Raw genomic sequence first — 15,062 nt, 5'->3', positions numbered from 1 at the left:
ACTGTTATGAACTGTTATGGAAAAATAAATTTAAGATGTATGTAACGTGTAACCTACAATTTTGAACTAGCGTCATACTACAAAATCAATTTAACATGCGCATTTTTGTTTTCCTCATTTTACTTTCTAGTTCGCTTGAGCTTATAGCCCAGCAGCAAACAACAAATAAATCAGCCCTATATCCTTTTGAAGGCACTTATGATTTTGGAAATCAACATAAAATCACCCTTGGTATTTTTGATGAAATTAACAAGAGCCTTGTTTATTTAGACCTTAAAACCTTACAGCTAGGTGCCTTAATAACGATCGATAAACATCAATTTAGAGACAACAACGACAGTACTAAAATATTTTCGTTTAAATATAAAGGAGCAGTAATTGAACAATTAAAGCTTCAAACAGGAGATAAACAGCTTATTGGCAAGAAAATAAGTAGTCATATTCGCAAAGAAGTTTCTTTCAAAAGCGATACTACTTTGCTTAAAGGCGATTTATATCTTCCAGACTCCAAAGGCCCTCACCCTGTTGTAGTATTTGCGCATGGTTCTGGTGCAAGTACTCGTGGCGTAGGTTTCTTCACGACTTACTTTTTACAATTGGGAATTGGCGTATTAACGTTTGATAAAAGAGGTGCAGGTTTATCGAGCGGCGACTGGGAGACGGCTAGTTTAGAAACCTTAGCGGATGACATCTGTGCTGGCATCAGCTTTCTGAAAACCATACCAATTGTAAATCATCAACAAATTGGCATATTGGGTAATAGCCAGGGAGGCTGGGTTGGTTCAATGGCAGCTGCAAAGACAAAAGATTTAGCATTTCTGCTAATGCGCGTAGGCTCTGGCGAAAGTGTTTTAGAAACGATCAGCCATGAATATAGGGGTTCTTTGTTGGCTGATGGCTTCAACATTGTTGAAGTTGAAGAGATAATCGGTATGTACCGCAGACATTGGCTTGCTGCTGCAGCCGGTAAAACATGGGAAGAAGGCAATGAGGTATTGAAGAGCCACAACAGCAAAAACTGGTACAAAAAACTCTTCCCAGAAGAAAGGGTAAAATCTCCAAGTTCAGCAAAATGGTGGATCTGGCTAAAGGCAAACCTGGCTTACGATTCTTATGATTATTTAAAGAAAGTTCAAGCGCCAACATTATGGCTAATGGCAGAGAAGGATTGGAATGTAAATTCGCAAAAAAGCTACCCACTAGTTAAGCAAGCTTTAACAATAGCAAGTAATAAAGATTATACTGTTAAAATTATCCCCACTATGGGACATACCGGAATGGTAGTTAAAAGTGGCTATTCCAACGAGCCATTAAGTTGGAAATATGCCGACGGTTTTTGGAACACCATGGAAACTTGGTTAAAGGAAAGGAAAATCGGTAAATAACAATCGTTGTATAGGCTAGCACCTATTAATTAGGTAACATTTCTATCCCAATTCGTAAAAGCAGATGTAAAAATTTTAATTTACATCGAATTTAAATGCTTTTAGATTAATTAATATGATGAATAGATATTTACTATTTGTAACGGGTTGTGCGCTAAGTTTAAGCGCCACGGCTCAGCAAAGCAGGTCATTAACTGATAAGGACTATGAACGTGCTGAGAAATTTATGGCTTACAATACCGAATCTTTGATAGATAAGGCTAATTTAAGGCCCAACTGGTTGGCAGGAGATCGATTTTGGTATTCGATTGCAACAGCCCAAGGAACGAATTTTGTTTTAGTAGATCCAGCTAAAAAGGGTAAGCTACCTGCATTTGATCACCAGAAAATGGCCGCTACACTTTCTACTGCAGCTGGGTCAAGTTATCAAGCTAACAAATTGCCAATTACAGCGCTTTACTATGCCGCCGATGGAAAATCAATTGGTGTTACAGCTGATGGAAAGCGATGGAAAGTTGAGTTACCAAGCTATAAAATTAGCGTCGACAATTCAAGCCCAGTTAAACCCATCGCTAGTGCCCCGCAAGGTAGAGGCAGAGGTGCTGGCATGGCAGGTGGCGTACCTGAAACGCTATCGCCAGACGGCAAAAAAGCGGTATTTATTAAAGATTATAACCTATGGGTACGCGACTTAGTGACAAACGAGAAAAAACAGCTCACAAAAGATGGAATTAAGGATTATGGGTATGCTACAGATAACGCTGGCTGGAAATCGAGTGAAAGGGCAATTGTAAGATGGTCGCCAGATTCAAAAAAAGTAGCAACTTTTCAGCAAGACCAAAGGATGTCGAGCGATATGTACCTTGTTACCACCAATGTTGGAGCTCCTGTGTTAAAAGCTTGGAAATATCCACTTCCAGGCGACAAAGAAATCCCAACTATTAGAAGAGTGATTATCGACGTAGAGGCTGGAACCGTAGTGAGCTTAAAAATTCCTGCAGATCCACACCGCGCCACCATGAGCGATGATATTGCAAGCAGCGGTACTTTAGATGATATTGACTGGAAGGCTGATGGCTCAGAGATGGCATTTCTATCGACTTCTAGAGATCACAAAGAAGAAAAATTCCGGATTGCAAATGCCACTACTGGTGAAGTAAGAGAGGTTTTCGAAGAAGTCGTAAAAACACAATTCGAATCAGGTCGCGGCGCTATCAACTGGCGTTATTTACCAAACTCTAAAGAAATACTTTGGTATTCGGAACGCGATAACTGGGGTCATATGTATTTATATGATGCCACTACTGGAAAGCTTAAAAATCAAATTACCAAAGGTGAATGGGTAGTAACTCGTTTATTAAAGGTTGATGAAAAGAATCGTCAGTTGGTGTTTATGGCAGTTGGTCGTGAACCAGGCAATCCATACTTTGCACATCTTTATAAAATCGGTTTTGATGGTAAAAACTTAGTTTCGCTAACACCAGAAGAAGGAAACCATCAAATTACATTCTCACCATCTGAGAATTATTTTATCGATACTTATTCTCAACCTAATGTGCCACCTGTAATGACTTATCGCAGCATGACTGGCAAATTGATTACAGACTTAGAGAAAACTGACGTATCACGTTTGCAAGCTACAGGATGGAAAGCTCCAACACCTGTTTCGGTAAAAGCAAATGACGGCAAAACCGATATTTATGGTTTGGTATTTACACCAACCAATATGGATCCTCAGAAAAAATATCCTGTGATAGACTATATTTATCCTGGTCCACAAGGCGGTAGCGTTGGGAGTTGGTCATTCTCGGCATCTAGAGGCGATCATCAAGCTTTAGCAGAATTAGGCTTTATCGTAGTAATGATTGAAGGCACGAGCAACCCTTTCCGTTCTAAAAGCTTTCATGACATGAGCTACGGCAATATGGCTGAGAACACCTTACCAGATCAGATTACGGCCATTAGACAACTTGCTGCAAAGTATCCGATCGATACGAATAAAGTTGGTATTTGGGGACATTCAGGTGGTGGTTTTGCAACCGCAGCAGCTTTATTACGTTATCCTGACTTCTTTAAGGTAGGTATCGCAGAATCGGGAAACCACGATAATCGTAACTACGAGGATGATTGGGGCGAGCGTTATAATGGTTTGGTTGAAAATTCTAACTATGAAGCACAGGCAAACCAAAATTATGCTAAGAATTTAAAGGGTAAATTGATGTTAGCACATGGAATGATGGATAATAATGTACCTCCGTCTAACACCATGTTAGTAGTTGATGCTTTGATTAAGGCGAACAAAACATTCGATTTACTATTGTTCCCTAATAGTGCGCATGGTTTTGGAGCTTTTGGTCCCTACATGATGCGACGAAGGTGGGATTACTTTGTAACGCACCTGCTAAATGCTATACCTCCTAAAGATTATCAAATAAAAGGCGCAAGGAATTAGGAATACCTGTATTGTAGATTTCGACTAAAATGATGCGTCATTGCGAGGCACGAAGCAATCTCCATGGTATATGGCGCTTTAAGATTGCTTCGTACCTCGCAATGAAGAAGTTTGTCAATAAATTAAGTAAAACTAAAGTTGTTTGTTTGGTTATGATAAATATGTGAATTCTTCATAAATAAAAATACCCGCAAGTTTTGCTTGCGGGTATCTATTGTTTCATTGAAGTTTACATCAATTACTTCTTTTCGAAAATATCTCCTGGGTTCCAACTTGGTCTCTGCTCGTCGTTAGCCACTAAATAACCAATCAAAAAGTTAAGTTGGGCATATTTACGTCCTGCCTCAAAATCAAATATGCCATTGATATCATCCTGAGGTTTATGGTAATATTTAGCGCGCCATTTTTCCACAAATAAGTTCAGGTCATTTTTACCATCGGCAGTCTTATTACCATATTTAATGTGCAGAGCTGGAATACCCTGTTTGATAAAACTATATTGATCGCTTCTTACAAATCTATTTTCCTTTGGTTCCGGGTCCGCTTCAACTGTTAAACCCAGGTGGCTCGCGGCTTCAGAAACAGGATTAATAAGGGTAGAATGTTCAGCGCCTAAGGGAGCTACAGAAAGTAATGGAGCAATAATTGCCGGCATATCGGTATTTACATTTGCAACTATGTTTTTTACAGGAACAGTGGGCTTTGTCGCAAAATAGCTTGAACCTAATAGACCCATTTCCTCACCTGTAACCATTAAGATAAGCACAGAACGTTTGGGCTTAACTTTCAAATTTTGGTAAATCTTGGTAATCTGCAGTAAACTTGCAACTCCTGATGCATTATCATGTGCTCCATTATAGATTGAATCGCCAGCAACCACGGCGCCAACACCAACATGATCTAAGTGAGCACTGTGTACCACAAACTCTTTCTTTAATTTTGGATCTGTTCCTGCTATTTTTCCCGCTACATTGAATGTATTAAAGTCAGTATAGGTGCTCTGATAAGATGCTTTAAGTTTAAAATCAGTCACAAAAGATTGTGGCTTTCCACTTTTTAAAAGCGTTACGGTTTCTGCTAGCTGCTTACCTGCTTTGCTAAAAATAGTCTGACAAATAGGGTTGCTCAACATACCTACGATCTTTATTTTAGGAAAAGGATAAGAAGATGATGAAACCAACTTTCCTTTACTATCGAGCATACTAGTACTTGGTCTGGGGTTCATGAAGCCACGACTGTTGCTGGTTGCAGTGCATAATATAACCCCAACTGCGCCATGGGCTAACGCATTACTTTGTATGGTAACTAGGTTCTGGTGATGAGCAGCATCAGATGAGGGGAAAGTTTCGGGTGTACCACGGATAACTAAAACCACCTTTCCTTTTACGTTGAGATCTTTATAATCATCGTAATTTAAGCCGGGCGCAGTAATGCCATAACCAACAAAAACCAAGCCTGCATCTACACTACTTTGTGCTGCAATGGGATTAGGTGTAAGGGCAATGTCTTTACCTCCAACCAACAGGGTTTCGATACCTTCGGCATTTAAGGAAGCACTAAATCCTGGTATAACGGTTGCTTTACGCATCAAGATTGTTTGCACCCAGGTACCTTTTTCACCTGCAGGCTTTACACCATTTTTTTGTAGTTCACTTACTACATAATCTACCGCCATTTGATAACCAGGTTTTCCAGGCTGTCTACCTAACAGCTTATCATCAGCAAGATAAGTGATATCGGCTTTCATAATATCTGCACTGGCATGTTGCATAGCAGTAGTTACATCTGCATTGATGCGTTCCTGACTATATACGTTGTTAATTATGCTTAAGAAACAAACAAGCGTTAAAATTTTTGTCTTCATGTTGCAATTAACAAAAAATTAGGTGGTTTTAAAATATCGCAATAAAAATGCTACATTAGGTGCGCTTATGAATACCGAAATACACCAGCAAGGTGAGATAAAAATAGCCGAAATTACAGCAGATCGCTTCTTAATAAACGATGCAGAAGACGGCCTGCAATTACTTGTAGATTTATATTACCAGGGTTTTGATAAAATTATTATTTACGAAACGAATATTACACCAGCTTTTTTCGATCTGCAAAATGGCTTAGCAGGCGGGATACTGCAAAAGTTTTCCAACTTTAGGGTTCAACTTGCCATAGTTGGCAACTTTGATCTGTATCCAAGCAAAAGTCTACAGCAATTCATCTCAGAGAGCAATAAAGGTCGTCAGGTTAACTTTTTACCTACTATTAAGGAGGCGAAAGCGAAACTATTTTATTGAGTTACCAATCAACGCCCGTCGGTTTTTTATCATAATCTTTTTGTCAGCGAGCACAATAAACTGTTTATGATTAAACTCATTTAAAACTTTAAAAACCGTTTCGTATGTTGTACCGGCAAAAGAAGAAATGTCTTGTCTGCTCATAGTCGATTCGATATAACCCTTTTCATCAACCCCAAAAATCTCTTCAAGTTTGCTCAATACTTTGGCAATGCGTCCTCTAACGTCCATGTGTACAAGGTCCCTCATATTTAATTCAGCCTCTCGCAACTCATTGGCATAATATAGCATTAGTTCATAAGTTAATTGGGGATTCACTTTTAACGTGGTTTTTAAAAACGATGCGCTTATTAAACACACTTCTGTATTCTCTAGTGCAGTAGCCGACACGGGATATTCTTCATTGGTTCCGATGCCCCTGTGTCCCAGTACCTCACCTTCTTTAGCAATTTTTATGATTAAGTCTTTATCTGGCCCCCATTGTTTATGCACTTTAACTTTACCATTGTGCAAAAAATAAAAACCTTGAGCCTGCTCACCTTCCGAAAAAATCTGTTGTCCTTTTTTAAATTGGTGGATAGTTGCGCGGTTTGTGATCATATCTTGCCATTCTGACAAACTGTGTTTACAAAGAAAACAATTGAGGTGTTTCGGTTCTTTAGTATCCATTAATTATTGTTAATACAATATAAATATAGGATTTATTTTAAAATAGATTCAAATTAATATTGTTAAAACAATACTTTTGCAAAATGTTCAGAAAATCTTCTAGGGGGAAAATTCCCATTGCACCAGCACTTGCAGATCTGGAGGCCTATTTAGAGCCATCAGGGAGCTTGGTAACGAAAAGGTTATTATTAATTAGCTTGCAGGTGATAATGAATGCGATCATCATTGGCGGGATTGCTAAATTATTAGTGTTGTTAATCGATCTGATTACCAATCTTTCCTTTTATGGGATCGTATCTGTTGAAGAACGTTCTCCGGCTGGACATCAATTAGGAATTCTGGTGATAGTGGTTCCAGTTATCGGGGCACTTGTTGTAGGTATGATGGCTAGATATGGCTCTCAAGCTATTAGAGGTCACGGTATTCCAGAAGCTATGGAACAGGTACTTACGAATGAAAGCAAGATTAAACCAATTATTACGTTGTTAAAGCCAATATCTGCCGCTATTTCAATAGGAACGGGTGGGCCTTTTGGGGCTGAAGGCCCGATTATTTCTACTGGGGGTGCATTAGGATCGTTTGCTGGGCAACTGATGCATATTACACCAAATGAGCGAAAAATAATGCTGACTGCCGGGGCAACAGCTGGTATGGCTGCAATATTCGGAACGCCGATGGCTGCAGTTTTATTGGCCATAGAACTGTTATTGTTTGAGTTTTCTCCTCGATCAATTATTCCTGTAGCGCTTGCCTGTGTAACGGGCACGGCCATGCACCATTTACTTTTTGGGAGCGCACCGGTATTTGAAATGGCACCATTACCCACTCCGAGTTACCAAAATATGATTGCTTATACCTTAATGGGTGCGGTAATCGGTGTGATTGCCACTGGCGTATCGAAAAGTGTTTATTTGATTGAAGATCTTTTTGAACATCTTCCCATTCACTGGATGTTTTGGCCCGCGATAGGTGCCATTGCAGTTGGTGTGGTGGGTTATTTTGCGCCTTATACGCTAGGTGTGGGATATTCCAATATCTCCGCATTGCTTAGCGGCTCTATGACGGTTCAGATGGTTTTGGGTTTGTGTTTGCTTAAATTTATTTCATGGGCTGTGTCGCTGGGCAGCGGAACATCAGGTGGAACGTTGGCCCCTCTATTAACCATAGGCGGCGCAACAGGTTTGGGTATTGGCATGTTAGTAATGTACATCTATCCATCGAGTAATGTAAACCTCCCAACTTGTGCATTAATTGGCATGGCTGCTATGTTTGCCGGCGCATCAAGGGCTTTACTTACTTCGATTATATTCGCCTTCGAAACTACTATGCAGCCCAATGGGCTATTACCTTTAATGGGTGCTTGTACAGCCGCTTATTTCGTTTCATTTTTAATAATGAAAGGAACAATCATGACCGAGAAGATACAGCGCAGAGGAATTGCTACACCAAGCGCCTATGAGCCAGACGCACTTCAAGGTATCAATGTGGGTGAGCTTATGCATACGAAAATTCCTGTAGTTTCTCCTCAAAGCTTCATAGAACAGGTAAAGAAAAGTGTTCAACATCATAAAGATAATAAGCTTAAGGGTTTTATTGCCTGCGATAAAGAAGGTAATATGCTGGGAAGGATAAGTATTAGTAGCCTTAATAACCCTAATGCCGACAAAAATCGTGTGATCGCAGATATATTGAATAAACAACAACTTTACGTTTATCCAGATAGTCGCATTGCCCTAGCTATACAACTTATGGACCGATACCAGACTGATTTTATTCCAGTAGTAGACAGGACCCAGAAAAATAAGGCTATAGGTATTTTAACTGCTCCGATGATTTTTGCGGCATATAGTAAGCATAAGGGTACCGACCAACGTTATCAACGGGCTATCTCTATTAAACGTAGCGGTTATAAATTGGTAGTCTATGGAAAACAGCTGTTGGGGAAAGATAACAAAAAAGAAGAGTCTTAGATGTGTTTACCTCATCATACATAGTGCACTTTTAACCCTTTACCGCCTTATTATATTGCTTGAAGATTATAAACATCGTAGCCAGTGATAAAATGATCAGCACAGCATAACTATAAGTTAAATTGAGCTGATCTTTTGCTGGGATCGCTGCGATAATGCCGTAACTTAAAAAGGAGACGATTACGTAATTGATACCGCCTGTGAGGCCGCTTGCAATCCCTGCATTTTTTGGAAAGCGACTTAAGCAAAAGGTAAAAAACGTATTAAATGTATAGCCTGAAGAAGCATGAATTATAAAGGCAAAAAACACCATTGAATAAAGGTTTTCTACAAAGAAAACGCTACCAAACATTGTTAAACAAAACAAACATTGTAGTAGGAGGTTAACAGATAGCTTTTTTACAAAAGGTTTGTTAATAGTGGCTTTACCCAAAAAGCCGCCGAGCATTACTGCACCACCCAATAAGAGTGAGCAATAACCGGCAGTAATCGGACTTAATCCCAGTTCGTGCTCAATGATAAACGGGCCTGTCATGTTGTAAACCATCACCATCGAGTAAGATAACCCTAGCATAACAATCCCTAAGGTGAAACTTGCTGTACCGATCATTGAGCTATACACACTAGCGATCTTTTTTAAACTGAAGACCATAGGTTGTTTAATCGTTTCGCCACTAAAAATCAGTTCTAAAATAAGAATGGTAACTGCGAACAAAGCCAAAAAGTAAAAGTTTGCCTGCCAGCCAAAATAGTTTTGCAAATACCCTCCTACAAAAGGAGCAACAATTGGTGCCGTTGCCCAGATAATAGAGAACATACTGAGATAGTTCTTTAATTGATCACCCTTATAAACGTCTACAAAATAAGCTCTCTTTGAAACTACAATCGCACCAACTGTTATACCATGTACAATGCGCATGGCATAGATAATATATATATTTGCGGTATTGGCAATGACAATACTGGCAACAGCAAAAATTAGCAGGCTGATCAAGTTGATGCGGTATCTTCCGAAACTATCTAATAAACTACCCACAAATAGCTGCGAAACCCCATAGCTAATTAAAAACATACCCAAGGTTAGCTGCACGGCTAACTGACTTACCCCTAAATTTTGTGCCATAGTGGGTAACGAAGGGATGTAGATATCGGTCGCAAAGCCCGACATAGGTATTAAGGAAAAAGCCAATAAAGTAGCTATTTGCTGATTTTTTGGCTTCAATGGAGTAGTAAACATCGCACGTTATTTACGCGCAAAGGTAAAGTTTAGCAACCATTCCTATTCACATGAGATTGTAATAAATATTAGTTTCGTACTCTCCCTTTTTCTGCCTCTGCCCCATCTGCATTAGGTTGGTGCAAATTGGCATTTTGCTACCCTGAATGATCATGAAGGATTTTCCAACCATCTTTTTCGCGGGTAAATATCACTGAAAAAGTTCCCTTTCTTTCCTTTAACTTATCATTTGCTTTGAGGATAAATACACCGGTTAATAATGCATTATCTTTTCCGAGCATGGTCACTTCATAGTTGGTATAATTTAGATCTTGCTTATTTTTACCGTCTTCAAAGTAATATTTAACATACAAGTCTCTAATGCTGGCCAGTCCCGATCTGCCGGTAGTCATCATCATGGTTGCTTTAGGGGAATATAGTGCCATATAACCATCTAGGTCGCCCTTGTTCCAGGCAGTTGCGGCCTCGTCCATTAGTTTAATAAGCTTAGCACTTGCATCCTGTGCATTGGCCTGAACTGTAAAGAGCAGCATACAGCCTAATAATAGAATTTTAATTGTTTTCATATTTGGTTTAATTGAGTAACTCCTTTGTATTATAAAATTTGTGTGTAGGGTAAATTGCCACAGTATTGTGTGATAAAATTTTTTCTCGGAATCATCTGCAAGTACGCATAATTTCCGTTTAGCTGACTTCTTTGTTTTAACTGGTATAAAAAATAGCCTCCCAAATCGATAATGATTGGACATTTTGCTTCATACCATACTCGATGTGGATGCGACCAGCGAAAAGAATAATAATAAGAAGTTAGCGGCACGTTTCGAAGTTCGGGATGATGAAAGGTCATTACTTTAGGCTTTTCAACACCTAAAATGATATCGCTCTTGCGTACCATGGTTAAATTGGAAGTGTGGGAAAACTCAAAGGCTGAAAGTCTGGAGTCTGCTACGTCTGGAAGGTGTTTTAATACTTTAAATCCTTTAAACTTTGCGCCGTTTACTACCCATATTAAATTTGGATAGAATGCTTCTCTACTTCGAAGTTCCTCCAAACAGAGGGGCGAATTCTGAAACTCAATGGCAGTGCCGCATGGGGTAAATATATCTGCCCGATGGTAATAGCCTTCTTTACGGTTTAAGAATGTTTTCTCACGGTAAGCTTCTGGAAAAGCCTTTTTCCAATCGCTATGCCAGGCCGTTTCATTCGGATATAATCGTAATATCTTCTCAGAAGTTTCTGCTGCTACTACCTCAAGACCTGCCATTTGCTATTGGGTTGTTATAATTGCTTAACAACTCAAAGCTAGGAAATAACAGTTAAATATTTCAACTTAATGCTAACAAATTTAGCAGTGTAGCTACCACTATGTTATTTACCTTCTCCCAACCATATTTTTCGAATGGCTAATTGCTCCGGCGTAGCATCAGTCATAAGTTCAAGTCTGTTATAGTCTATCTTTTTTACAAACTGAACGGGTTGCGACAAAACAACCTCTTCCTTAACGCCACTGGCATTTTTTCGATTGACGACGATTGTTAATTTATCACCTTCTTTGGCATTTGCACTAAAGTTTCCTGTAACGGTTCCGAAATTTGCTGGAGTTAATTTAATGTTGTTTAAACTAATAATTTCATCACCCAATTTATAACCCATTGCTTTACCAAAATCATTTAAACGATTTGCATTAGCAATAAAAATGACACCTTCGGCATTTAAGCCAGGTGCGAAACCGCCTAGTGTCACCGCCTTAATTTCTGTTTCTGGTATATGCTTAACACCTGCATAGCCAAAAAACTGATCGTACGGGATCGGGGTACCACCTTCTACATACTTGCTAAAAAAAGTACGGATCTCCGGATAGGTCATTTTCTCAATCACATCAAAAAGCTCATCGTCATCAAAATATTTATCCTTCCCATATTTAGCACTAAGCTCCTGCTTAAGGTTAGCTAAGCCATATTTTCCATTAGATAATTTCAATAAATACAAATCTAGCGAAGCGGATATTAAAGCTCCTTTTTCGTAGACATTGCCATATTCATTTTTCCATTTCCCAGCACTTTCTTTACTTAATTCGGTAAAACTCAAAGTGTCATTTAGTTGCTGTCTAGAATTGGTAATCTTTGTACTTAATTTCTTCAAAAACTCTTCAACAGTGTTAATTCCATATTGCACCTGTACATGGTGTGCATCATACTCTGTACTACCCTCATATAACCATAAATGCTTAGAAAGAACAGGATTATTAAAATCAAATTTCTTTACTTCTTTAGAACTGATGGTTAATGGGGTTACAATATGGAAAAATTCATGCGCAGACATATCGACCCAACTGCCAATGGCTTCTTCCTGTGGTTGCTCATTTAAGCTATAAAATGAAGAATAAGAATGTTCCCAAGCACCAGAAATATTGAAAGGTGTTTGTTCTCCATTAAAATAATAAATAAACGCATATTTATTTACTGGCAACTTACCGCCCAGGTATTGATTTGTAGCTAATAAAATCTCTTTCAGGTGTTCGGCAATAAAAGCAGATTTCGCCAGCTTATTTGGAGAATATACAGATACCAGCACATCCGTATTCCCGACTTTTACAGAAGTTGTATCAGGCAAACTGAACATAATCGGCGAATCATATAAGTGGTCTGCATTGTTACATTTATAAATATCGGCAGTGGCAGAAGTTTTTACAGGTACTAAACCAGTTGAGCCATAAAAACCTGTAGGTTTAATAATGTTTAACTCAAAGGGAAGGTCTTTCAGTTTATCGAGATAGCCAAAAACACCGCAGGTATTGAACACAAAGTTTTTACCTTGTTCAAAATTAGTGCCAGCCATAGGATATACAAAGCCTTTGATTTTGGTATCCCAAGTATCTTCTACATCATATACAATTTTAAATAACTTTTTCGCATTAGTAATTTCCCAGCTATTATCACTCGTTCTTTTCACCTGAAGTGTATCGCCGGCTTTATTGAGTGCCTTAAGATTGTGTACAAAACGGCCATAATCGCTATACATATAAGTTCCTGGTACAATCTTAGGTAGATAAAAAGTAGTTGTAGCTGTTTTAACTTTTGGAGTGTGAAGCGTAATTGTTAAACGATCGTCTTTAACTTCATTTAAGTTTACACTATAGTTATAGCTTTTCTGTGCCAATGCCGCAAGACTACTTGCGACAAATATTATCGAGCAGAGGCTTATTCTTCTTAATATTAAAATCATCTCTTTAGAAATTTATAGGTTTTTGCAACACAAATGTAGCGATAATCACTAAAATTAAGTTATCACTTTTTTAAGGCGCGGTAAACAACATCTTGAATCCTGCTTCTAATATTTAATTGATAAAGCTTATCGGTAATTTTTGGATGAACACGGTTTGAGAGAAATACATAAATCAAATTGTACTTCGGATCAACCCAAACACAAATTCCAGTAAATCCGGTGTGCCCAAATGTGCCAGGAGAAGCAAGTTTAGCGGGGTAGTTTTTAGTTGTATCCGGATCGTACATATCAAAGCCTAGCGCTCTCCTACTTACAGCAGACTGTTTAGCAGTAAACAACTTAACTGTTTCGGGCTTAAAGTAGCTTTCGCCTCCATAGGTACCTTTATTAAGTAACATTTGGTAAAGTATACCTAGGTCATTCGCACTCGAAAACAGACCTGCATGACCAGAAACTCCACCCATTAATGATGCACCAGGATCATGTACGTATCCATGAAGTAATGATTTGCGAAAGTTACCCTCCTCTTCGGTGGGTACAATCTGGCTTTTTTCGAAACGGTTTCTTGGTAAAAACCCAGCCGTATACATACCAAGTGGTCTATAAAACTGATCTTGTACATATTTCTCGATAGGCACACCCGATTGCCACTCCACGATCTCTTTCATTACGTATAGGTTCATATCTGTATAGAGATAAGTACCGCGGTTCTTGAGGGGTGCTTTCAAAAAAGCTGGCCAAAACATTTCCCTAAAATACCCTGGTTTAAAGTAATAGCCATCGGTTACTTTTACAGGGTATAATCTGGAAGAATCAGCGCTATATTCTTCCGGTCTAAGTTTGAGATAAAATGAAACTGGGGTTACACCAGATTGGTGCGTTAATAGCTCCCTAACCTTTAAATCTTCCTTATTTGTGTTTCTTGCATTGGGTATATAATCGCCTATTGTTTTATCGAGACTAATTTTGTGCTGCTCATATAGCTTCATCGCCGAAACGGTAGTAGCCGATACTTTGGTAACTGAAGCTAAATCATAAATATCTGTTAGTTTAGTTGGCTCGGTTCCATCATAGGTATGTGACCCATAAGCCTTATTAAAGATTACCGTACCATCCTTTATAACGAGTACTACGGCGCTTGGCGTTGCCTTTTCGCGAATTGCTTCTGCAGCAATTAAATCAATACTATCTAAATCCGCGGATTTAATGCCCACACTTTCTGGCATGGCATATCGTAATCGGGTTTTTGTAGTCGAATACCCCGATCCTGCTTTGTATTTAGCACTGATATTTTGCTTTAATGTACCTTTTGCTGCCAAACCGCCAAAAATTATTTGTGCTGTATGATCAGCCGCTTCAGCACTAAGCGTTGTGCTCCATATTACAGGTCCTGTAATGAAGTCGAGCTTCTTAAGTGCTTTGAGCTCTCCAAAACCAGCAATAACGAGTTTTTTCCTTTGTTGGTTTTCAGCAATAAAACTGATAATCTCGGGGTCATTTAGTGACTGGGCTGTTACCTGGATAATCAAGGTATTATAAAACTTCAGATAGTCGCCCATTAAATTAGCTAGATGAAGTGAATCTGTTCGATAAGAAGTCGCATCAAAATTGTTGATTGAAGCATATTTACTCAAGAGACTATCGAATACTGAGGCGTGTACCGAACCAAAATTGATACTGGCAATTCTTCTTTCGGCAAGTCCCTTAAGCGGGATAATTTTCGCTTGGTTATTAAACAAAAATATAGCAGGGTTAGCTTGCCCATATCCTATTTTTGCCATTGAAACAAACAGTAGAAAAGACCATAAGAGGTTGACAGATATCCTTTTCATT

Annotated in this window: 11 protein-coding genes; 4 read left to right on the top strand and 7 right to left on the bottom strand. The window is 38.8% G+C overall.

Annotated features, from left to right (window positions below; translation table 11 throughout):
- Nucleotides 1-95: 95 nt before the first annotated feature.
- Both BM207_RS07855 and BM207_RS07850 read left to right on the top strand, forming a co-directional pair.
- Nucleotides 96-1,385, top strand: coding sequence for an alpha/beta hydrolase family protein (locus BM207_RS07855; protein ID WP_090993033.1), 1,290 nt, complete (start codon nt 96-98; stop codon nt 1,383-1,385).
- Nucleotides 1,386-1,500: 115 nt separating this feature from the next.
- Nucleotides 1,501-3,837 carry a S9 family peptidase gene (locus tag BM207_RS07850; protein ID WP_245768057.1) on the top strand — a complete coding sequence of 779 codons (2,337 nt, stop codon included), beginning with the start codon at nt 1,501-1,503 and terminating at the stop codon, nt 3,835-3,837.
- 238 nt (nt 3,838-4,075) lie between these two features.
- On the opposite strand, the gene BM207_RS07845 is transcribed toward BM207_RS07850, so the two are convergent.
- Nucleotides 4,076-5,701, bottom strand: a complete 1,626-nt coding sequence (locus BM207_RS07845) for a M28 family peptidase (protein WP_090993032.1) — start codon at nt 5,699-5,701, stop codon at nt 4,076-4,078.
- 67 nt (nt 5,702-5,768) lie between these two features.
- Between BM207_RS07845 and BM207_RS07840 the strand changes: the two genes are divergently transcribed.
- Nucleotides 5,769-6,128, top strand: a complete 360-nt coding sequence (locus BM207_RS07840) for a DUF4180 domain-containing protein (RefSeq protein WP_090993323.1) — start codon at nt 5,769-5,771, stop codon at nt 6,126-6,128.
- On the opposite strand, the gene BM207_RS07835 is transcribed toward BM207_RS07840, so the two are convergent.
- A complete protein-coding gene (locus BM207_RS07835) occupies nt 6,117-6,797 on the bottom strand; it encodes a Crp/Fnr family transcriptional regulator (RefSeq protein ID WP_090993031.1) in 681 nt (226 codons plus the stop codon). The two genes, BM207_RS07840 and BM207_RS07835, sit on opposite strands and share 12 nt — an antisense overlap.
- Nucleotides 6,798-6,880: 83 nt before the next feature.
- On the opposite strand from BM207_RS07835, the gene BM207_RS07830 reads away from it, so the two are divergent.
- Nucleotides 6,881-8,767 carry a chloride channel protein gene (locus BM207_RS07830; RefSeq protein WP_090993030.1) on the top strand — a complete coding sequence of 629 codons (1,887 nt, stop codon included), beginning with the start codon at nt 6,881-6,883 and terminating at the stop codon, nt 8,765-8,767.
- A gap of 31 nt (nt 8,768-8,798) precedes the next feature.
- Here BM207_RS07830 and BM207_RS07825 read toward each other — a convergent pair whose 3' ends face one another.
- The 5 genes from BM207_RS07825 to BM207_RS07805 all read right to left on the bottom strand — a co-directional run bounded on the left by BM207_RS07825 (nt 8,799) and on the right by BM207_RS07805 (nt 15,061).
- Nucleotides 8,799-10,004: an MFS transporter gene (locus BM207_RS07825; RefSeq protein ID WP_090993029.1), complete on the bottom strand. Its 1,206-nt coding sequence runs from the start codon at nt 10,002-10,004 to the stop codon at nt 8,799-8,801.
- 137 nt (nt 10,005-10,141) lie between these two features.
- Nucleotides 10,142-10,570 (bottom strand): YybH family protein, encoded by a 429-nt coding sequence (locus tag BM207_RS07820; protein WP_090993028.1) that lies wholly within the window; start codon nt 10,568-10,570, stop codon nt 10,142-10,144.
- Between the two features lie 29 nt (nt 10,571-10,599).
- Nucleotides 10,600-11,268, bottom strand: a complete 669-nt coding sequence (locus BM207_RS07815; RefSeq protein ID WP_090993027.1) for a competence protein — start codon at nt 11,266-11,268, stop codon at nt 10,600-10,602.
- A gap of 104 nt (nt 11,269-11,372) precedes the next feature.
- Complete coding sequence (locus tag BM207_RS07810) at nt 11,373-13,229, bottom strand: M61 family metallopeptidase (protein ID WP_090993026.1); 1,857 nt, start codon at nt 13,227-13,229, stop codon at nt 11,373-11,375.
- Nucleotides 13,230-13,291: 62 nt separating this feature from the next.
- Nucleotides 13,292-15,061, bottom strand: a complete 1,770-nt coding sequence (locus BM207_RS07805) for a serine hydrolase domain-containing protein (protein ID WP_090993025.1) — start codon at nt 15,059-15,061, stop codon at nt 13,292-13,294.
- Nucleotide 15,062 lies beyond the last annotated feature (1 nt).

It is taken from the genome of Pedobacter insulae, assembly GCF_900113525.1.
Classification (GTDB): domain Bacteria; phylum Bacteroidota; class Bacteroidia; order Sphingobacteriales; family Sphingobacteriaceae; genus Pedobacter; species Pedobacter insulae.
Note: the sequence above shows the minus strand (reverse complement) of the source record. Positions and strands in the feature narration are given on the sequence as shown.